Consider the following 20,973-nt stretch of genomic DNA (forward strand, 5'->3'; position numbering starts at 1 on the left):
GGTGAGAATCGGGATCATCACCCAGTGGTACGACCCGGAGGGTGGCTCCGCCGTCGTTCCGGGGATCATCAGCCGGTCGCTCGTCGCCCTCGGGCACGAGGTGCACGTGCTCACCGGCTTCCCGAACTATCCGTCCGGCCGGCTGTCTCCGGGCTACCGGCTGCGCCCCTACCGCTTCGAGATGATGAACGGCGTCTCGGTGCACCGGGTGCCGCTGGTGCCCAGTCACGACCGGTCGGCGCTCGGGCGGGCCGCCAACTATCTCAGCTTCGCGGCCTCCGCCGCGGCCCGGCTGGACCTGCTCCGCAAGGTCGACGTGTGGCTGGTCTACTCGTCGCCGGCGACGGTGACGCTGCCCGCGATGGTGGCCCGTTGGCTGCACGGACGCCCGTACGTGATTCTCATGGAGGATCTCTGGCCGGACACCCTGGCGGAGAGCGACTACGTGCGCCCGGGCCGTCGCACCGACCTGATCGTCCGGTGGCTCAACAGGTTCTGCGACGCGGCGCACCGGGGCGCGTCCTCGGTGGCGGTCATCGCCCCTGGCATGGCCGACATCCTGAGCAACCGAGGTGTCCCCCGGGACAAACTCTCGGTCGTCTACAACTGGGTCGACGAGCGCCTCTTCCGGCCGCGAACACCTGATCCCCAGTTGGCGGCGGCCCTCGGGCTGAAGGGCTTCGTCGTCATGTACGCCGGGAGCATGGGAAACCTCCAAGGGCTCGACGTCGCCGTCGACGCCCTGGAGCATCTCGCCGACATCCCGGACCTGACACTCGTGTTCGCCGGCAGCGGTGTGGAGGAACGCCGGCTGCGCGAATCGGCGGCACGGTACGCGCCCGGCCGGGTGGTGTTCCTCGGCCAGCAGCCGGTCGAGCGGATGGTCGAGCTGATGCCGCTCGGTGACGTCCAGTTGATCTCCCTGCGCGATCAGCCCCTCCTCCGGTCGATCATGCCCAGCAAGGTGCAGAGCACCCTGGCGTGCGGACGTCCCATCGTGGCCGCTCTGGCGGGTGACGCGGCCCGGCTCGTCGACGAGTCCGGTGCCGGGTTCGTCGCCCCTCCCGGCGACCCCTACGCACTGGCCGACGCGATCCGTCGGATGTACGAGTTGGGCGCTGAGAAACGCGAGGAACTGGGCCGCGGCGGTCGGCAGTTCTACCTGGAACGGCTCTCCGAGCGGGTCGGCAGCGTCGCGCTCGCCATGCACCTGGAGAAGGCGGTCCGGGGCCACGTCCCGGCCGCCGGCTGATCACGGTGCCGGTGGCGTTGTCGAGGAAGACGACTCACCCGGTGGCACCCAGTGGCCAGGCCGAACGGCGGTGGCTGAGGCCGCTACAGCAGCCAGGCGCACTGGGCGGCCAATAGGATAGCCGGATCTTCAGCTCAGATAACCCGAAACACGGCCAGAGCAGCTGCTTCGCCCTGTAACAAGGACAAAGAGCGCAAAGCTCCTTCTGCCGGGCGGCGGAAGAGTCGGAGATCGGGACAGGGAGCCAGTACATGCCCCAGGACACGGAGCACACGGAGCGGCCGGACCAGCGGACCCGGCGGGCCAGGGCCCGCCGGCGCGCCATCGGATTTCTCGCGGCCGACACCGCCGCCTGGGTCGGTGGTCTGGTGGCCGCCGCCTGGACCCGGTTCGAGTTCCAGCTCCCTCCCGGCCAGCTCGGCCGGGCCGCGGCGGTCGGACTGGCCGCGGCGGTCCTGCACGTGGCGGTGGCGGCGTTGCGCCGGCTCTACTCCGGACGGCACCCGCTGGGCAGCCTTCAGGAGGTCCAGGGCGTCGCCGGCACCACCATCACGACGGCCGCCATCCTGCTGCTCGGGCTCCTGCCGTCCGGCGATCGGCCGGTGCCGGCGAGCACCCCGCTGGTCGGCGGCGCACTCGCGCTACTGCTCATGCTCGGTAGCCGGTTCGTGTACCGGCACCGACACGACCTCGCCATGCGCCCGGATGTCAGGTCGTCGACGCCGGTGCTGCTGTTCGGGATGGGTGACGCCGGTCAAGGGCTGCTCCGCGCCATGCTCAGCGACCCGCGCGGCCGGTACCTGCCGGTCGGCGCGCTCGACGACGACGCCGACAAACGTGACCTGCGCATCGGTGGGGTGCGGGTGCTGGGTGGACGGCACGACGTGGCCGCCTCGGTCCGCCGTACCGGCGCCACCGCCGTCATCTTCTCGGTGGCCAACGCGGACGCCGCGCTGATCCGCCAGATCCGCGAGGCCACCCTCGAGGCCGGCGCGGTCTTCAAGGTGCTGCCCCCGGTGCGGGATCTTGTCGACCACCGGATCACCGTCACCGACGTCCGGGACGTGCAGGTCAGCGACCTGCTCGGCCGCCGGCAGGTGGTCGGCGACCTGCCGCTGAGCACCAACAGCCTGACCGGCCGACGGATCCTCGTCACCGGCGCCGGCGGGTCGATCGGCTCCGAACTCTGCCGTCAGGTGATGAAGGCCAACCCGGGCGAGCTGATGATGCTGGACCGGGACGAGTCGGCCCTGCACGGCCTGCAGATGTCGCTCGCCGGACGGGCCATGCTGGACGGCCCCGAACTGATCCTCGCCGACCTGCGCGACGACGAGGGCATCCGGCGGATCATGCGGGAACGCCGTCCGGAGATCATCTTTCATGCGGCGGCGCTCAAACACCTGACCCTGCTGCAACGACACCCGGGCGAGGCGGTCAAGGCGAACGTCTGGGGCACCCTGTCGGTGCTGGACGCCTGCCAGGACGTGGCGAAGTTCGTCAACATCTCCACCGACAAGGCAGCCAACCCCATCAGCGTCCTCGGCTACTCGAAGCGCATCACCGAACAGTTGACAGCTCACGCCGCGTCCCGGTTCCCGGGCACGTTCCTCAGCGTTCGCTTCGGCAACGTGCTGAGCAGCCGCGGCTCGGTGGTGACGGCCTTCCAGCGGCAGATCGAGGCCGGGAAGCCACTGACCGTCACCCACCCGGACGTCACCCGCTATCTGATGACCATTCAGGAGGCCGTCCACCTGGTGCTCCAGGCCGCCGAGATCGGCCGAGACGGCGAGGCGCTGGTGCTCGACATGGGCGAACCGGTCCGGATCGTCGACCTGGCGCGTCAGATGGCCGAGCAGGCCGCCAGCTCCGTGCCCATCGTCTACACCGGGCTGCGGCCGGGCGAGAAGCTGCACGAGGACCTGCTCGGCGTCGGTGAGGTCGACACCCGACCGTTCCACCCCCTGGTGTCCCACGTGGCCGTGCCGCCGCTCGACCCGATGGAGGTGAGCGGGCTCGACCCGTACGACGACCCGGCGAAGATCGTCGAGCAGCTCGCGCTGCTCTGCGCCCAGCCGGTCGCTCCGGCGGTGAAGGGCCCGCGGGGCGTACCCCTGCAGTCGCACTGATCTGATCGACCCCGTCGCCACGGCGGGGCTGAACGGGGTGACGCCACGCGGGCGTCACCCCGTTCCGTTCGCCCACGGGGGCGTCCCGCCGTCACGGCGCACCAGCGCGCGGCCCAGGGCCGGGAGTCCGGCCAGGTCCAGGCGCACAGCGACCAGGGCCGGCGATCACGCGTTCGTGATCGCCGGCCCTGGTGCCGAGTTGGTCAGCGACGGATGCCCGCCCAGTCGTGGTGCCGGCGCACTGTGGAGAGGATGAAGTCCACCACCCGCCGGGAGGTGTCGGGCACCTGGTAGTCGGCCGGGCAGGGCACCCCCTCGGCGGCGACCTGCGCCACCGTCACCTCGACCGCCTCGACCACGCCCTGCGGGTCGAGGCCGGTCATGATGATGCCGCCCGCGTCGAGGGCCTCGGGGCGTTCGATCGACTCGCGCAGCGTCACCGCGGGGAAGCCGAGGATGGCGGCCTCCTCGCTGATCGTCCCGCTGTCGGACAGGGTGCAGAACGCCTTCGTCTGCAGGTGCACGTAGTCCAGCAGGCCGAACGGGTCGTGGAAGGCGATGCCGTCCAGTGCGGTGGCATCCGGGGCCAGCGCCTCCAGCCGCTTACGGGTGCGCGGGTGGGTGGAGACCAGCACGGGGAAGCCCCACCGGTCGCGCACCGCGACCAGGCAGTCCAGCAACCGCTGGAGCCGCTCGGGGCGGTCCACGTTCTCCTCCCGGTGCGCGCTCACCAGGAAGTACCGGTCCTGGTCGAGTTCCAGTTGACGCAGGATGGTCGAGCTGGCGATCGGCGTCCGGTAGTGCTCCAGCACCTCCCGCATGGGTGAGCCGGTGTGCAGGATGCGGCGTGGGTGCAGGCCCTCGGCGAGCAGGTTACGCCGGGCGTGTTCGGTGTAGACGAGGTTGAAGTCGGCCACGTGGTCGACCAGCCGGCGGTTGGTCTCCTCCGGCACGTTCAGGTCGAAGCACCGGTTGCCGGCCTCCATGTGGTAGACCGGCACCCGCATCCGGCGGGCCATCAGCGCGGCGATGCAACTGTTGGTGTCACCGAGCACCAGCAGGGCGTCGGGTCGCTCCTCGGCGATCGCCGTCTCCATCCCGACCAGCACCCCGCCGAGGACCCGCCCCAGCGATGAGGTGTCGACCCGGAGAAAGCGGTCCGGCTCCCGCAGCCGCAACTCCTTGAAGAACACGTCCGACAGGGTGCTGTCCCAGTTCTGCCCGGTGTGCACCAACGTGTGCTCCACCGTGTCGTCGAGTCGCGCGAGCACCCGGGAGAGCCTGATGATCTCAGGCCGGGTGCCGACGACAGTCATGATCCGGGTCATGCCCGCCCTCTCTCTGCTGCCGCCAGGGGCGCCGGCCGGGCCGCCTCCACCGGCTCCGCCCAGGTGTCCGGTCGGTCCGGGTCGAAAAGCTCGTTGGTCCAGAACATCGTCACCAGTTCGTCGACACCGGTGTTCACCAGCTTGTGCACCCACATCGTGGGCATGTCGACGAGGGTTGGCTCGGCACCGCTCACCGGGAACCGCAGCACCTCGCGGTCGCCGACCCGGCGCAGGCTGATCTCGGCCGAGCCGCGCAGCACCACGAACCGCTCCACCTTCGCCAGGTGGAAGTGTTCTCCCCGGGTGATCCCGGGCCGGGTGGTGGAGCAGAACGACTGCCCCGCCCCGCCGTGCGCCTTGACCGTCTCGACCAGTTCACCGCGGGCGTCCGCTCGCCGGGGCAACGCCATCGGGTAGTGCGCCGGGAAGCAGTGCGACCGGTAGGTGTTGAACAGCCGCACGTCGTGCCGGTTCAGCAGGGACGGAATCTCCCCGGTCCGGTACGTCGCGGCCATCCCGGCGAGCCGGTCCGCCAGGGCCTGGACGCCGACACGCAGCGCCGGCATGGCCGGATCCCACGATCCACCACGGGACAGCCCGACGAGCCGGGCGGCGGCATCGGTGACGTGCACCAGGCTCAGTTCACGGTCGGCGTGCACCTCGGGCCGCCCACCCTCGGCGAGCAGCCGGCAGAAGGTCGCCACCGCCGAGTTGTAGTGCGGTCGCCCGTGCTCGCCGTACAGGTTCGGCAGCAACACGTCGTCGAGGTCGACGCCGGTGTCCGCCAGCACCCGCGCCGCCTCGGCCTTGGCGTCGCCGTACGGTGTGCCGTTGCCGGCCTGCACCGAATTGGCGTAGACCACCCGCGCCGGCGGGTTCGCGCAGTGCTTGAGCCCGTCGGCGAGTTGGGTGGCGAGCTGGATGTTGCCGGCGGCGACCTCGGCGGCGTCGCCCCGGTTGACGCCGGCCAGGTGCAGCAGGCGGTCGTGGCCGGCGATCTTCGCCGCGATCACTCCCGGGTCGGCCAGGTCGACACGGCTGAGCACTGTCGGCTCCGGCCACCCCAGCGCGCGCAGCAGCACCCGGACGTGCCAGCCGAGAAAACCTCCGCCGCCGGTGACGGCGAGCTTCAGCACGCCAACACCGGGTCTCGCAGCGCCAGCTCCGCGCGCACCTCGGGCAGCGTCTTCAGCAATTCGACAAGCTCGGGTACGCCGAGCTGCGGCGCGTTCGACGAGTTGAAGTCCTCGGTCAGCCCGGCACCGAACTCGCCCTCGGAGACGTAGAGCGCGTAGTTGAGATCGCGACCGTCCAGCGGCACCCGGAGAAAGTCTCCGAAGTCCTCGGCCTGGGCGAGTTCCTCCCGACTGGCCAGCGTCTCGGCCTGCTTCTCGCCGTGTCGAATGCCGATCACATCGAGCTTGGCGGGTACGTCGAAGAGCTGACACACCGCCTCGGCCAGGTCGCCGACGGTGCACGCCGCGGCCTTGCGGATGAAGATGTCACCCGGCCGCGCGTGCTGGAACGCGTGCTCGACCAGCTCGACGGAGTCCGCCAACGACATCACGAACCGGGTCATTCCCGGATCGGTCACGGTGGGCGCCCGGCCCGCCTTGATCTGCTCGATGAAGAGCGGAATCACCGACCCACGCGAGTACATGACATTGCCGTACCGCACGCAGGAGACGGTGGTGGCACTGTTCGGGTTGTTCCGGGCGTGCGCCTGGACGACCTTCTCCATCATCGCCTTGCTCATGCCCATCGCGTTCACCGGGTAGACGGCCTTGTCGGTGCTGAGCACCACCACCGACCCGACGCCGTTGCGCTCGGCGGCCTCGACGACGTTGCTGCTGCCCAGCACGTTCGTCCGTACTGCCTCGAGGGGGAAGAACTCGCACGACGGCACCTGCTTGAGGGCGGCGGCGTGGAAGATGTAGTCGATGCCTCGGCTGGCCTTGAGCACCGAGTCGTAGTCGCGGATGTCGCCGACGTAGTAGCGGACCCGCTCGTCACCGAGCAGCCGACGCATCGCGTCCTGCTTGGCCTCGTCCCGGCTGAGCACCCGAACCTCGCCGACGCCGCGGGCGAGGAGCCGGCGAACCATGGTCTGACCGAAGGAACCGGTGCCGCCGGTGATGAGCACGCGGTGCCCGGTGGTAGCGAAAGTCATAAACCCTCCCGTGTCGTCGATTCGCCGATCCATAACCCGACGAGTCGGCGAGTGGAGCCAGGGCGTCGCCCACGATCCATCCGCAGCAAGGGCCGGCTCGGCCGGTTGCGGCACCGGGGACAACGACATGTCCAGCCGGCAGATACGCTTGTCGCTGCTAAATCGCCGTAAAGCATGACAAGGAAGAAACGATCGCGGGTGGTCGGTCGCCCCGGGGACCGCACGCGGCGACGAGTCGCGCCAAAGTGCGCAGCCCGAACGGCATCTGTCGCAGTCATTTCATGAAACATGCGAATTACCGGATCGACGCTTGCTATAACACCCTTACGCACTGGTGACACACATCCGGCACGTCCGCCTGCGACCTTGGCCGGCTCTTCAGAACGACACACGTCTTCGGTCCTGCCGTGCGCCTACCGACGGACAGCTTGGCGGTGCAGGCCGGGATGAGCAGAACGACCACTACCGGGACGCACCCGGCGGAGCGGACACTGACGCGGGAGCACAGCTGGATGAGCACGACAACACCAGACCTCACCACACGTCGATTCGCGCCAACGCCGGCGTTGCCGCGAACGAATCAACAACCCCCGGCCGTGTTCCGTCGTTCGCTGCGAGCGTGGCTGCCACTGTTGTTGGCCGGCGGCTGGATGCTGGGCACATTCGGCCTCTTCTGGACCGGGGCGTTGGCGCAGGAGGTGCCGAACCGCGGCGTGCTGTGGCTGTTCGTGTTGAGCGCGACCGGCGCCTTTGCCGTCGGTTATGTCGCACAGCTCTTCCGCGGCAATTCCGCGCCCAGGGCCAGAACGACCCGCTCCACCGACATCCTGCGGGCTCGCCGGTTGGTGCTGGCCGGTGGCATCTACTACATGGTCTTCGGCGTGGCCCTGCTACTCGAATACGGGGCAACCGGTCCGGGCAGCATCATTGCCAGCCTGCAGGACCCAGCGGGGGCGTACCTCAACAAGTTCACCGTCTACCAGCAGCAGGAGGACGCCGGGCGGACCAACCCGGTCATCCAGGTACTGACCCTGCTCGGCGTTCTGGGCACCGCGCTCGTGCCACTGCTCGTCGTCTACTGGCGGCGACTGTCGAGCGGCCTGCGACTCGTGGGGCTCGCCGGCATCGGCGTCTACAGCGTCTTCTTCCTCTACATCGGCACGCTCAAGGGCCTCGGCGACTTCGTGTTGATGATTGCCGCCGGGCTGCTCATCGCGTCGTCGCGGAATCCCGATCGCATCGCGCAGCGGCAGAAGCGGCGACGCGCGACGGTGCTGGTGGCGGTCGTGGTCGTGCTCTTCTGCGGCTACATGATGAGCAATCAGGCAGATCGCGTGGACCAGTTCGGCACCCAGGATCGGGTCCGTGCGAATCCGACGGTCGAGCGGATCGCCGGCGAGCAGGTGGCGACCGGGCTGGCCGCGCTGGTGATCTATCCAACCCACGGTTACCTCGGCCTCGCCTACAACCTCGAAACGCCGTTCACCTGGTCCCATGGGCTCGGCAGCACCCCGGCGATCACCTCGTACGCCGGCCAGTACCTCGGCATCGACGCTGACCAGTACCCGGCGTACCCGGTCCGTACCGAATACCGGACGGGGTGGCCTGCGGGCATGTACTGGGCGACGATCTATCCCTGGCTGGCCTCAGATCTCACCTTCCCGGGAACGGTGCTCTTCATGGCCCTGCTGGGTTGGTTCTTCGCCCGGCTCTGGCGCGAGGTGAACCTCTCGGGTGGCATCCTGCCGATCTTGATCTTCGTGCAGATGTGTCTGCTCGTGGCGTACATCCCGGCGAACAATCAGCTCGGCATGTCGCGCCCAGCGCTGATCGGCGTCGTCACCCTGCTGTTCCTGTACGTGTGGACGGCCCTCACCCGCAGCGGGAGCGGGTCAACGCCTCCCGCGCGGGTGCTGCGGTAGGCCGCGCTTCTCCACCGACCCGCCACCACCCGGTGAGGCGGTCATCAGGTCGGCCAGGAAGGACCGGAGCCGTTCGCCCTGTGCCTCCGGACCGCGCGTCCGTCGTACGAACGCGGCCCCCGCGCCGCCGAGAGCGGCCCTCTCCTCGGGAGCCATGGCGAGCACCCGGAGCAGGACGTCGCGCAGGCCCTTGGCCGTGTCGGACTCGGCGAAGCACAGGTACGGGTCATAGTCGGGTGGAATGCCCGGCAGCCTGGTGGTCACCACCGGAACGCCGGTCGACAGGTACTCGATGAGCTTCGACGGAAACGAGTAGCGGACGAACGACTGATCCACCGGTCGCGGGTTCACCAGAACCGAGGCACGTGCGAGGCGCGGCATCAGCGCCGCGCGGTCGAGCAGCTCCGGGGCGGCGATCCGGGGATCGGCCTCGGCCTGGGTCCGGGACCATTCCTCCAGCTCTCCCCTACCGAACAGGAACAGGCGCAGATCGGGATCGTCCATACCGCGGAACGCCTCGACCAGACGATCCACACCGTAGGCCCGGGTGAGCCCGCCGGCGTACACGACGTCGCGGCAGACCGCCGGCGCTTCGTCCGGCGCCACGCGGGGCCGAGCTGAGACGAGCGGACGGGTGGGGTGGGCCGTCGACGCCTCGGCCGGGGGCGGATCGCAGATTCCCTCCATGACCAGACGCGGGAGCGAGGGCGCGAAGTCCTCGGCGAGCGCGGTGGTGAGCACCACGACGCCGGAACACCGCCGCAACGCCAACCGGACCAGCGTGTGATCCAGCCGCCGTAACGCCCGGACGATCCGGCCGTCCTCAGGGAGAACCACTCCCGGGGGATCCGTCAGGACCGGCACCACCCGTACCGACCGTCGCCACGCGACCAGGGCCCCGAACCACAGGAACGGCGAGTGGACGCCGTGGATGAGCAGAACGTCGTCGCCGTGCTGGCGCAGCGTCCGCGAGCCCGCACGGACGACCGCGACGAACCGCGTCAGATGTTTCAGGCCGAGTAGATTGACGAAGCCCAGCAGCTCTCCCTGCACGTTGTCCTGCTCGAACCGCCCCGACCTGAAGCGGATCTGGCGGTTGCGCGGGAAGGTCGACGCGGGGGCCGCGGAGAGCAGACGGACCGGACCGCCCGCGGCGCGGATGCTCCTCACCAGGGCCCAGGCGAACGTGTGGGTCTGGGTGGGCATGACGACGTCGTGCGCCACGATGTGACGGAACAAGTCGTCCCCGATGGTGAAGCCCAGCAGTAGCACCCGGGGACAGGGCTCGTCGGTCACGTCGCACCTGCCAGGATGCGCCGGTAGACGCCATCGAGAGACCGGAGCATGACCGGCAGGCTGTACGCGTCGTGCACCACCTTGCGGCCCGTCTCCCCCAGGTGCCGGCGTTCGGCGGCGTCGTCGAGCAACGGCTCCAGGGCCGTGGCGAATGCGACAGGGTCGCCGGCCGGCACCAGATGCCCGCCGCCCTGGCGAAGCACCTCGATGTTGCCACCGACGGCCGACGCTACGACGGGCAGAGCGTGGGCCATCGCCTCCAGCAGAGCGTTGGACAGGTTCTCGTGCAGGGTGGGAAAGACGAAGATGTCCGCGGCCGAGAGGAGGTCCGGCACGTCGAGCCGATTGCCGAGCAGCCGCACCTCGATGCCGTGCAGGTCGGCCAGTGCCTCGGCGATTCCGGCCCGGTCCGGTCCGTCACCGGCGACCAGCAGCACCCGGCGACCAGGGCGTGGCGGCAGTCGGCGCAGCGCGTCCGCCAGCACCCCGAAGCCCTTGTCCCAGTTCAGGCGCGCTACCGCGATCATGGCCACGTCGTCGTGGGCAAGGCCGAGGGCCGCGCGTCGGCTACTCCTCACGGCATCGACATCGGTAGGTAGCGGAACCCCGTTGGGGATCACGCCGACGAACTTGCCGGCGTGCGCCCGGACGAAGTCCCGGTCGGCGGCGTACTCGCAGACCGTGGCGACGTGGCTGGCCATCCGCAGCGTTGCCGGCTCCGCGCCACGGACCACCATCGTTCTCCGCCAGGTGTGGCCGCCGTGCCTCAGGTCCCGCACGGTGCCGTGCACCGTGACCAGGATTCGGGGGCAGCCGGCCAACCGGGCGGCGAGCACGCCATGAAAGCCCTCGTTCTGCAGGCCGCGCACGTGCACCAGGTCGGGGCGTACCCCCCGCAGAAGTCGGACCCACTGGCGCAGCAAAGGCACGTTGAGGCCACCGTTGCCGCCGACCTGATGCATGCGGACGAACTCGTACCGCTCGCTGAGTGGGGAATCCAGCACCCGCCCCACGGCGGTCAGTGGCCCGTTGGCGCCGGGCGTACCGGCCGAGTGCTGCACGACTATCGGCCGTGCTCGCACAGGTGGGGTGTACGGACTCTGCTCGTCCCGACTGGCTGGCTCCACTGACACTCCATCGTCGACGACCGGCACCGGCGGCGTGCCCTGATCCCCGGTAACCGAATCGGTGCGTACAGTAACACCGGCAATAGCCGTCAAAAGCCTGAGACACGCTTTATACGAATGGAAAGCATGAAAAGCTACGAGACCCTCACCTCTCCAGCTCAGCCGACCATTACCTCCGGCGAACCCGGGCCACGAGTGGTCATGGTGGCGGCGTACCGGTTCCCGCACGGTGACGCCATGTCGAACCGACTGCTCCAGCTGGCCCGCTCCGCGACTCCCCCGGGCGCGACAACCCTGATCGTGAACGACTGGCCCGACAACGAACGGCAACCTGAGCTGTTCGCCCTGCCACCCGAACTGCGTCTGATCACGCTGGTCGCCGCAGGCGGAGGCAGCTGGCTCCGGCGCTGGCTGCGCCGGCAGAGCCGACCACTGCGCGTACTCAAGGTCCTGCGTCAGGCGGGGGTGCCCGTCGGTGAGGTCACTGCTGTCTGCCTTCCACTCGGGTTGTGGAACCTGACCACCTGGATCGTGTTACGGCTGACGATGCGCTGCCCGTTGACGGTGGACGTTCTCGAACGGCACGACCCCCGACAGTTTCGCCGTGGACGCCTGACGCCCTACTTCATCCGGCACCGGTGGCACTCCTTCCTCGCTGCGCGGCTGGCCGATCGGATCATCGCCATCTCCACGACGCTGCAGCGACGTCTCATCCGGCCGAACCGGCCCGTCCTGGTGGTTCCGCCCCAGGTCGACTGCGCCGATTATCGCCAACCGGCGCCCTCGTCACTGACGAAGAGCCTGCGTCTGCTGTACGCCGGCACCGCGGGCTCCAAGGACCACCTCGCCGCGGTGGTGGAGGGCATCCGTCGACTGCCGGAACCCGAACGCCAGCGGGTCCGGCTGACGATAGCCGGGATGACCCAGGAGCAGGCCGCAGCCATGTCCGACCTGGACCAGGGGGCGGTGACGGACCTCGGCGACCAGGTCATCTTCCTGGGGCGGGTGTCGCGCGAGCGTGTTCTCGCCGAACTGCGCGCGGCGCACTTCTCGGTGCTGGTCCGACCCACCGGGGGTTACGCCGAGGCGGGCTTTCCGTCGAAGGTCCCCGAGAGTCTGGCCGCCGGCTGCCCGGTTCTGCTCAACCACACCAGTGACCTGGCGACCTACATCGACGACGGTCGAGAGGGCATCGTGCTGGCGGGTCCCGGCGCGCACGACGTGCGGGACGGCCTCATGCGGGCGCTCACCCTGGACGACGCGCAGTGGTGGCAGATGAGCCGGCGCGCCCGGGAGCGGGCTGCGGCGTTCGACTACCGGGCCTGGGCACCCACGGTGAGCGCGTTCGTGGCCGGGGCGCGGACCGAGCAGGACCACGTGAGCGGGCAGACGGACGTACGCCCACCGCTCGGCGGGTGGTGATTCGACCCGATCACCCGAGCGGACCAGCGGGAGCTGTCGGCTCAGTCGTCCTCCTGCTGCCGGCTGAGGTCGCTCGCGCCGCCCGGTCCTTCTGATGCCCCGGCACGCCGTAGATCTCTCGGATCACCGCGGCCTTTTCCTGAGCCGGCAGGTGTCCACAGCCGAGTGACTTGGCCTTCATCGCGGTGAGGTACTCGTCGGTGCTCCGGAGAACGCGGGCAGGTACGCCCGCGGCGACGCTGCCGTCCGGAACGTCACGGGTCACGACCGAACCAGCGCCGATGATGCACCGATCCCCGATCCGCACCCCCGGCATGATGATCGATCGGACACCGATGTAGACGTCGTCGCCGACACTGATCGGCGCGGTCCATTCAAGATCGGGATGCTCTCCGCGCAGAATGAGAGTGCCACCGTCGTGGGTGAGGAACTGCACTCCGGCCGTGATGTAGACATTGTGGCCCAAGGTGATCAGCCATGGTTCAGAGCCGAACATGCTCCGGTTGACGCCGTAGAAACGCACCCGTCCGCGCAGGTTCACCCCGATCGAACGCGCGAACCCTTCCGGGTCGCGGGCTGCCGCTCGCCGATCACGCAGGGCGACGACGATGCCGCGCAATGTACTCACCATCATGCTCCATTTCGATCGGATTCGATCTCTTTGCTGAGACGCTGGCCAACGCCTTGCGGTATCCGGCGACGGCGGCGGGAAGCACGGTGACCCCGTACGACAGCGCCGAGGCGAGCGCCACACCGGACAGCCCGTCCCTGCCCGCAAGGAGGATCTTCAGCGGTACGGCGACAACAAGGCAGACCGCCCAGCCGAGAAACTGCGCCCCCAGCAGCCCGACGCTGTTCTGCACCATGAAGAGCGGCGCCGCGACAGCGAGAAACACCGACCACACGGCGAGCGCGACGAACAGCGGGACCGGCACGTGGTCAAGGTCGTCCGACCGCACCCAGAGGCGCAGGATGTCGTTGCCGCCCAGAATGAGGCACAGCGCGGGCAGTGTCACCACCGCAGCGGACAGGTAGACCATCCGTCGGGTGCTGCGCCGGACCCAGGTCACATCACCCCGTGCGAGCGCCTCGCCGTTGGCCGGCCAGAGCGGCAGGTTGACCAAGGTGACGAACAGAACCAGCACGGCGAACATCCGCAGGATCACCGCGTAGTTCGCGGCCGCGTGCAGACCGAGCACCCGACCGACCAGGAACCCGTCGATGTTGAGGGCGATGGAACTCAGCACGGAGAGTCCGAAGAACCGCAACCCCAGTCGGAGCAGCGCCCGCACTTTCGAGGCGCGCACGTCCTTCACGCGTGGCCGGAGGTCGGGCTGCTGCCAGCCGAAATAGCAGATCGAGTTGGCCAGGTTCAGCAGCGGCACGGCGAGCACCGCGGCGGCGATCACCAGAACCGGAGCGGCGTTCGCGGCGACGGCGGCCACCACCAGAGCCGCCGAGACGAGACTGCCGGCCGCCTGCCAGAGGTTGCTCTGCCCGACCTGTTGGTGGGCGTACTGCACCCGCTGGATGAGGGCCAGCGGGATGTTGATGAGGAAGGCACCGAAGCAGAGCAAGACGACCGCTCGGGCGTCCCGAGCCACCACCGGGTCCACGACGTTCAGAAACGCCGGCCAGGCAACCAGCTGAATGCTGAGCACCAACACCAGCAGGAGCGCCACCGCGAGGCAGGTGAGCAGGGCGTAGGCGCTCGCGATCTCCCGGGCCGCCACGCGGCGATCACCTGTGGCGTACAGCCGCGAGAGCCGGGTGAGCAGACCGTTTCCCAGGCCGAAGTCGGCGAACAACGCCATCGCGGTCAGCGACGTGATCGCCATCCACATGCCGTACCGCTCGGCGCCGAGATAGCTGAAGGCGATCGGGGTGATCAGCAGCGGCGCGACCAGGCCGACGGCCTTGCCGGCGAGCGACGAGGCGATGCCGGTGACCAGCGCACGGCCACGCGACCGCCGTGCCGCCGACACGTCGTCCTGGCGTGGCTCCGCCTGCACCGTCGTGGCCCGTACCGCCGGCGTGGTGGCAGCGGACGCCTCGTCGACCGCGTCGACCAGCACGGGCGGGGCCGCCCCAGCGCGTGAGGGGCGGTCGGCCATCAGGCGGGCTGCTTCAACACGTGCGCCTCGAACCACTCGACGGTGGCCCGCAGACCGTCGAGCCGGGGAGTTGGCACCACGTCAGGAAAGAGTGAACGGAGCACCCTGTTGTCGGCCTCGGAGTGCCGGACGTCCCCGGGGCGGGGCGCCACGTGCCGCCGAATGATCGGGCGGCCGATGATCTGCTCCAACTCGGACACCACAGTGCGCAGCTCCGCGCGAACGCCGAAGGCGAGATTGACCGGCTGAGGATGGGTGACCGTCCGCTCGACAGCGGCCAGCAGCACCGCGCAGACCGTCTCGACATAGGTGAAGTCGCGTGACTGCCGACCATCTCCGTGGAGTTCGGTCGGCTCACCGCGCAGTGCCGCGTAGATGAAGCGGGGGATGACAGCCGCGTACCCGTGATCGTGCCGCTGGGCCGGACCGTAGACGTTGAAGAACCGGAACGCGAGGGTGGGGAGACCGAAGGACGTCTGGTACGCCAGTGCGTAGGCCTCGGTGGCCAGCTTGCTCACCGCGTACGGACTGAGCGGGCGGGTCCAGGCGAGCTCGGTCTTCGGCAGCACCGGGTTCGCGCCGTACACCGACGAGGACGAGGCGACGACGACATGGCCCACGTCGTGCCGGCGCGCTGCCTCCAGAACCCGCAGCGTGCCGGTGGCGTTGGCGTGGTGTGAGGCGATCGGATCACGCAACGAGCGCGGCACGCTCGGCAGCGCCGCCAGGTGCACCACCGCGTCGCGGCCGGCCATCGCCCGGTCCAGCGCCTCGTCGTCGAGCATCGAACCGGGAATCGTGTCCACGTCGAGGCCGTCGAGGTTGCTCATCCGCCCGGTCGCCAGGTCATCAAGAATCCGGATGTCGGTGACGCTGCGCCGCAGGACCGCGGCGCGGGCGAGATTGGAGCCGATGAATCCCGCACCGCCGGTGATGAGTAGTCGCATGCGTCCCGCCTCCACGCCCCGTTTACTGGTCAACCGGTCCAACGAGTTTCCCCAACGACTGTCACGCTTCGTCATCGTGCGACTACGGCACGACGATGCGCCGCGCCGTCAGGGGACGGTGGCGACGGACGGGTCGGGCCGCGCGGCGGACCCTGGAAGATCCGACAGCACCGCCAGCTCCGCTGGCGTCAGCCGGCGTTCCGGCGGGTAGAGCTGCTCTTCGTGCGAGACGATCGCCTCCACCGGCCAGCGCAACCGGATCACTCGGGCGGGGTTGCCGGCGGCGATCGCGTAGGGCGGCACCGGACGGGTCACCACGGCGCCCGCCCCGATCACCGCACCGCGACCGATCGTCACTCCGTGCAGGATGACGGCACGGGTGCCCACCCACACGTCGTCGCCGATCGTCACTCCCCGATCGAGAGCCCTGTCGGTGGGACACTTCTCGACGGAGATCATCGGCACGCCGAGGCGGTCGATCCGGTGGTTGCCACCCCGGATGGTCACCTCGGGCCCGAACATGACGTTGTCACCGATGCGGATCCGGGATCGAGCAGCCATGATGACCGGACGGTGACCGAGATCGACATTGCAGCCGACCTCGATCGTCTCGTAGGTGTAGACGCCGTCCGGGTCGAAGGCGAAGTTGTCTCCATGGGCGGCAAACCGGCGGGCGCTGGCCACGCCCCGCACGGCCCTGCGAGCCCGCGTGCCGTTGACCCAGATCAGGTCGAGGAGGCGGGCAATCGCCGTGACCACCCGCCCCGGGTGCTGCGACGACACGCGCATCAGGCTCGGCACCGCCCCGCGACGATGACGCCCGGCCGGACCGGACCACGGATCTGACGCATCGACACCTGCTCCCCCATCTGGCTTCGTCACCACTGCTGCGGACAGGAGCGAGCGTACGTGCGGATAGTCGGTTTTATGCACGAATGCCCATCTCTTGCGTCGGGAGAGTGCACGGGACCGGACGTCGGCGCCGACTTTTACGGCGGCCAGCCCACGCGACCGGTCGTCACGACAGGAAGTTACGTCGACACGGTCAGCAACGTTCCCCCCATCGAACCATTGACATCGATCACGCCGCACCGAAGGCTCGCGCCTACAGGTCCTTCACCCAAGGAGGCGCGATGAGACCGAGACGACTGGCGATCGCCAGCGTGGTCACCCTGCTCGGCGCACTGGCACTCACCCCACCGGCCAGCGCGCGGCCACCGTCCGACCCGGGCGCCCGCGACGGCCTGGAGGTGTACGTCGGCACCGTCGACGCGAAACAGCGGGAGCAGCTGCGCGCGGCGGGGGTCGACCTCGGCCACGACGCGAAGACGGACTCGTCGGGCCGGACGACGGTCGAGACGGTGCTCAGCCGACGGCAGGCGAAGCGGTTGACCGACAAGGGCGTACCGCTGTCGGTGAAGAAGGTTCGCGGCAAGGACGCGTCGCAGGCGCTGCGGGAGCAGGGCGCGGCCGGCTGGACGAGTTTCCGTCCCTACGGTGAGCCGGGCGGCCTGCGCGACGAGCTGAACGCCACCGCGGCCCGATATCCGAAGCTGACCAAGGTGCAGACGATCGGTCGCAGCCAGCAGGGGCAGCCGATCGTCGCGGTGAAGGTCACCAAGAACGCGCGGACCGTCGCGGACGGCAAGCGGCCGGCGGTGCTCTATGCCGGCGCGCAGCACGCCCGTGAGTGGATCACGCCGGAGATGACCCGCCGGCTCATGCACCACGTGCTGGACAGTTACGGCACCGACCCGGAGATCACCAAGCTCCTGAACACGACCGAGCTGTGGTTCCTGCCGGTCGCCAACCCGGACGGCTACGACTTCACTTTCACCCCCGGCAACCGGTTGTGGCGCAAGAACCTGCGGGACAACAACGGTGACGGGCAGATCGGCTCCGGCGACGGCGTCGACCTGAACCGCAACTTCAGCTACAAGTGGGGGTACGACAACGAGGGTTCGTCGCCGGAGCCGAACAGTGAGACCTACCGGGGTCCGGGCCCCAACTCGGAGCCGGAGACGGTGGCCCTGGACCGGCTCTTCAAGCGGGTGGGGTTCGAGTTCTTCGTCAACTACCACTCGGCGGCCGAGCTGCTGCTCTACGGCGTCGGCTGGCAGGTGAGCACCCCCACCCCGGACGACGAGATCTACAAGGCGATGGCCGGGGACGACGCGCACCCGGCGGTGCCCGGCTACGACCCGGACATCTCCGCGGAGCTGTACACCACCAACGGGGACACCGACAGTCACGCCACCGTCAAGTACGGCACGCTGGGCTTCACCCCGGAGATGTCGACCTGCGAGGCCGCCTCGGCCGTCGACCCGGACGACCAGTGGCGCCCGGAGGACTGCGTCAGCGGTTTCATCTTCCCGGACGACGAGGCGCTGATCGCCGGCGAGGTGGGCAAGAACCTGCCGTTCGCGCTGGCCGTGGCCCGGTCCGCGGCGGACCCGGACGAGCCGGTGTCGGTGGTCGGTCGCAGCACCCCGGACTTCGTGGTGGACGCCTTCGACACCTCGTACGGGCGCACCCAGCAGGTCGCCTCGATCACCCGTCGGGCGCTGAAGAACGTGCGGATGCACTACATGGTCAACGGTGGACGGCCGAAGACTGTCGCGGTCCGCGAGTGGCGCGGCGGCGAGCGGTACGGCGACACGCACGACGACTACTACGCCGAGCTACGCGGCACGGTCAGCGGCGCTAAGCCGGGCGACCGGGTGGAGGTCTGGTTCACCGGGAACAAACCGCGTGCCGGGGTGGTGGCCAGCGACCACTTCACCTATCGGGTGCACAACGACATCGGCGGTGACGTGCTGGTTCTCGCGATGGAGGACGTCACCGGCCTCAGCCCGGCGCAGACCGGCAGCACCGCGAAGTACGCCGACGAGGTCGCGGCGTCGCTGAGCGCCGCCGGGCGCAGCAGCGACGTGTACGACTTCGACGTCATGGGCCGCAAGGCGCCGCATCCGCTGGGCGTGCTGTCGCACTACCGGGCGGTGGTCTGGGAGACCGGCGACGACGTGATCCTGCGCTCCCCCGGTCAGGTGGCCGGCACGACGGCCAGGGCAGCCCTGGACACCGAGCTGGCCGTTCGGGACTACCTGAACGAGGGCGGCAAACTGCTGGTCAGCGGCCAGTACGCGTTGTTCGCGCAGGGCGCCAACGGGTCGTACGTCTATCACCCGGACGCGCCACCGGAGTGCACCGACGCCGGGGCCGCCAGCTGTCTGCCCCTGTTGAACGACTTCCAGCAGTACTGGCTGGGCGCGCACACCTACGTCAGCGACGGCGGGACCAGCCCGGCGGGGGAACCGTTCCCGGTCGCCGGGACCGACGCGGCGTTCACCGGCTTCACCGGGCAGCTGAACGCTTCGGGCTCGGCGGAGAACCAGGCGCACACCGCGTCGTTCCTGACCACGTCGAGCTTCCTGCCGCCGGACGAGTTCCCGCAGTTCGCCAGTTCCGCGCCGGTGGGCTGGACCCGACCGGGCGGTGCGCCGTTCGATCCGCGTACCGGTGAGTGGTACCTGTACAGCGGGCAGACCGACGAGTCGTACAAGCGGCTCACCCGCACGGTGGACCTCACCGGGGCGAGCAGCGCGGAGTTGCGCTTCTTCACCTCCTACGAGATCGAGCAGGACTGGGACTTCATGTTCGTCGAGGCGCACGAGGTGGGCAGCGACGACTGGACGACCCTGCCGGACGTCAACGGCAAGACCGGCACTGTTACCGGCGACAGCTGCACCGAGGGTTGGGTGGAGCAGTTGCACCCGTTCCTCGCGCACTACCAGGGCGCGGACTGCTCCCCCACCGGGAGCACCGGCAGCTGGAACGCGGCGACCGGGTCATCGGGTGGCTGGAAGGAGTTCGTGGTCGACCTGTCGGGCTACGCCGGCAAGCAGGTCGAGGTGTCGATCACGTACGCCTCGGACTGGGGCACCCAGGGGCTGGGTGTCTTCCTGGACGACGCCCGGGTGCTTGTCGACGGGTCGACAGTGGCGGAGACCTCGTTCGAGTCGGCCGACCTGGGGGGCTGGACGGTGGCCGGTCCACCGCCCGGCTCCGCGGGCAACGCCAACGACTGGTCGCGCAGCCAGCAGGCGTTCGAGGAGGGTTCGGTGGTGGTCACCGGGGACACGGTGTATCTGGGCTTCGGGTTGGAGGGTCTGCCTCCGGCGGCCCGCGATGACCTGGTCGCCCGCTCGTTGACCCACCTCACCGGTCAGCCCCGCCCCTGACGGCGGCGAGGTGTGCCGGCGGCCCGCGGGCCGCCGGCACACCTTCGGCGTACGCCGGGTGCGCCCGCCAGCGATGTGATGAGCTGTACGGGTGTCGGGGCTGGGACTTGTGCTGCACCCCACCCGGGATGTCACCGAGGTGGTCGGGATCATCGAGCGGTGGGCGACGCGTCACCACAAGACGCTGATGGTGCGCGAGGAGGACCAGCACCGTGTCCCGTCCGCCGTCGAGCCGGTGCCGGCGGGTGAGGTCGCGGCCCGCGCCGACGCGTTGATCAGCATCGGCGGTGACGGCACCATGCTGGGTGCGCTGCGCTCCGCCATCGGCGACCCCAAGCCGGTGCTCGGCGTACACCTGGGTCGTCTGGGGTTTCTCGTCGAAGTCGAACCGCCGGAGTTGCCCGAAGCGCTGAGCCGGCTGCTGTCGAAGGATTTCACCATCGAGTCGCACGCCTGCCTCGCCTGCGACGTCTGCGGTGACGACATCGTGGCGTTCAACGACATCGCGTTGGTTCGCCAGCCGGGGGCCGGCTTCGTCAGCGTCACGCTCGCCATCGACGGCCAGCAGTACGGCTACTACCGCAGCGACGCCGTGGTGGTCAGCACTCCGATCGGCTCGACGGCGTACAGCTACGCCGCCGGTGGTCCACTGATCTCCCCGGCGGCGGACTCGGTGGTGATCACGCCGGCGGCGCCGATGGCCGGCATCTCCCGGGCGGTGGTGCTCTCCCCGGACGAGAAGATCCGGTTGGAGTTGCAGCCCAACTCGTCGCCGGTGGTCGTGGAGATGGACGGGTTGGTGTTCCGCGACGCGGCGACGGAGGGGACGGTGGACATCTCGTACCGCCGCGACGCCGGTCTGGTGGTCCGCTTCGATCCGCTGCGTTACCAGGAGCGCAACCAGTTGAAGATGACGCTGCTCGACCTGCCGTTCCTCCCCGAGCAACTCCGCGAACTACTCCCCGAAGAACTGCGCCGACGCGGCCAACAACTACCCCCACCCGCCGACCCCCCACCCTGCTGAATAC

15 protein-coding genes are annotated in these 20,973 nt (G+C 69.4%); 6 read left to right on the top strand and 9 right to left on the bottom strand.

Annotated features, from left to right (window positions below; translation table 11 throughout):
• Position 1 precedes the first annotated feature (1 nt).
• A complete protein-coding gene (locus tag IF22_RS0122500; RefSeq protein WP_051708716.1) occupies positions 2 to 1,252 on the top strand; it encodes a glycosyltransferase family 4 protein in 1,251 nt (416 codons plus the stop codon).
• A gap of 251 nt (positions 1,253 to 1,503) precedes the next feature.
• Complete coding sequence (locus IF22_RS0122505; RefSeq protein WP_030335130.1) at positions 1,504 to 3,378, top strand: nucleoside-diphosphate sugar epimerase/dehydratase; 1,875 nt, start codon at positions 1,504 to 1,506, stop codon at positions 3,376 to 3,378.
• Positions 3,379 to 3,581: 203 nt separating this feature from the next.
• Here the strand turns inward: IF22_RS0122505 and wecB are convergent, their stop codons facing one another.
• Genes wecB through IF22_RS0122520 form a run of 3 tightly spaced genes read right to left on the bottom strand, consistent with a single transcriptional unit; the run spans position 3,582 to position 6,876 of the window.
• Positions 3,582 to 4,706: a non-hydrolyzing UDP-N-acetylglucosamine 2-epimerase gene (wecB, locus tag IF22_RS0122510; RefSeq protein WP_030335131.1), complete on the bottom strand. Its 1,125-nt coding sequence runs from the start codon at positions 4,704 to 4,706 to the stop codon at positions 3,582 to 3,584.
• Positions 4,703 to 5,842 (bottom strand): polysaccharide biosynthesis C-terminal domain-containing protein, encoded by a 1,140-nt coding sequence (locus IF22_RS0122515; RefSeq protein ID WP_081883964.1) that lies wholly within the window; start codon positions 5,840 to 5,842, stop codon positions 4,703 to 4,705. The genes wecB and IF22_RS0122515 overlap by 4 nt, the downstream gene beginning before the upstream one ends.
• Positions 5,836 to 6,876: an SDR family NAD(P)-dependent oxidoreductase gene (locus IF22_RS0122520; protein ID WP_030335135.1), complete on the bottom strand. Its 1,041-nt coding sequence runs from the start codon at positions 6,874 to 6,876 to the stop codon at positions 5,836 to 5,838. The genes IF22_RS0122515 and IF22_RS0122520 overlap by 7 nt, the downstream gene beginning before the upstream one ends.
• A 596-nt stretch (positions 6,877 to 7,472) precedes the next feature.
• Between IF22_RS0122520 and IF22_RS0122525 the strand changes: the two genes are divergently transcribed.
• Positions 7,473 to 8,798, top strand: a complete 1,326-nt coding sequence (locus IF22_RS0122525; protein WP_051708717.1) for a hypothetical protein — start codon at positions 7,473 to 7,475, stop codon at positions 8,796 to 8,798.
• On the opposite strand, the gene IF22_RS33960 is transcribed toward IF22_RS0122525, so the two are convergent.
• Both IF22_RS33960 and IF22_RS33310 read right to left on the bottom strand, forming a co-directional pair.
• Positions 8,769 to 10,094 (bottom strand): glycosyltransferase, encoded by a 1,326-nt coding sequence (locus IF22_RS33960; RefSeq protein WP_030335140.1) that lies wholly within the window; start codon positions 10,092 to 10,094, stop codon positions 8,769 to 8,771. The genes IF22_RS0122525 and IF22_RS33960 overlap by 30 nt on opposite strands.
• Positions 10,091 to 11,176, bottom strand: coding sequence for a glycosyltransferase (locus IF22_RS33310; protein WP_156057810.1), 1,086 nt, complete (start codon positions 11,174 to 11,176; stop codon positions 10,091 to 10,093). The genes IF22_RS33960 and IF22_RS33310 overlap by 4 nt, the downstream gene beginning before the upstream one ends.
• Positions 11,177 to 11,347: 171 nt before the next feature.
• Between IF22_RS33310 and IF22_RS0122540 the strand changes: the two genes are divergently transcribed.
• Positions 11,348 to 12,643, top strand: a complete 1,296-nt coding sequence (locus tag IF22_RS0122540; protein WP_167337327.1) for a glycosyltransferase — start codon at positions 11,348 to 11,350, stop codon at positions 12,641 to 12,643.
• Positions 12,644 to 12,653: 10 nt separating this feature from the next.
• On the opposite strand, the gene IF22_RS36210 is transcribed toward IF22_RS0122540, so the two are convergent.
• The 4 genes from IF22_RS36210 to IF22_RS36215 form a co-directional block, all read right to left on the bottom strand.
• The gene (locus IF22_RS36210; protein WP_280940611.1) at positions 12,654 to 13,271 is read right to left on the bottom strand and encodes a DapH/DapD/GlmU-related protein; all 618 of its coding nucleotides are present in this window, start codon (positions 13,269 to 13,271) and stop codon (positions 12,654 to 12,656) included.
• Complete coding sequence (locus IF22_RS0122550; protein ID WP_051708720.1) at positions 13,234 to 14,757, bottom strand: lipopolysaccharide biosynthesis protein; 1,524 nt, start codon at positions 14,755 to 14,757, stop codon at positions 13,234 to 13,236. Before IF22_RS0122550 ends, IF22_RS36210 begins: the two co-directional genes overlap by 38 nt.
• Complete coding sequence (locus IF22_RS0122555) at positions 14,757 to 15,704, bottom strand: NAD-dependent epimerase/dehydratase family protein (RefSeq protein ID WP_030335149.1); 948 nt, start codon at positions 15,702 to 15,704, stop codon at positions 14,757 to 14,759. Before IF22_RS0122555 ends, IF22_RS0122550 begins: the two co-directional genes overlap by 1 nt.
• 108 nt (positions 15,705 to 15,812) lie before the next feature.
• Positions 15,813 to 16,493, bottom strand: a complete 681-nt coding sequence (locus tag IF22_RS36215) for an acyltransferase (RefSeq protein ID WP_051708721.1) — start codon at positions 16,491 to 16,493, stop codon at positions 15,813 to 15,815.
• 344 nt (positions 16,494 to 16,837) lie between these two features.
• Between IF22_RS36215 and IF22_RS0122565 the strand changes: the two genes are divergently transcribed.
• Together IF22_RS0122565 and IF22_RS0122570 are read left to right on the top strand one after the other, a co-directional pair.
• Complete coding sequence (locus tag IF22_RS0122565; RefSeq protein WP_030335153.1) at positions 16,838 to 19,945, top strand: M14 family metallopeptidase; 3,108 nt, start codon at positions 16,838 to 16,840, stop codon at positions 19,943 to 19,945.
• Positions 19,946 to 20,045: 100 nt separating this feature from the next.
• Positions 20,046 to 20,969 (top strand): NAD(+)/NADH kinase, encoded by a 924-nt coding sequence (locus tag IF22_RS0122570; RefSeq protein ID WP_387221958.1) that lies wholly within the window; start codon positions 20,046 to 20,048, stop codon positions 20,967 to 20,969.
• Positions 20,970 to 20,973 lie beyond the last annotated feature (4 nt).

Source organism: Micromonospora parva, assembly GCF_000718515.1.
GTDB lineage: Bacteria > Actinomycetota > Actinomycetes > Mycobacteriales > Micromonosporaceae > Micromonospora > Micromonospora parva.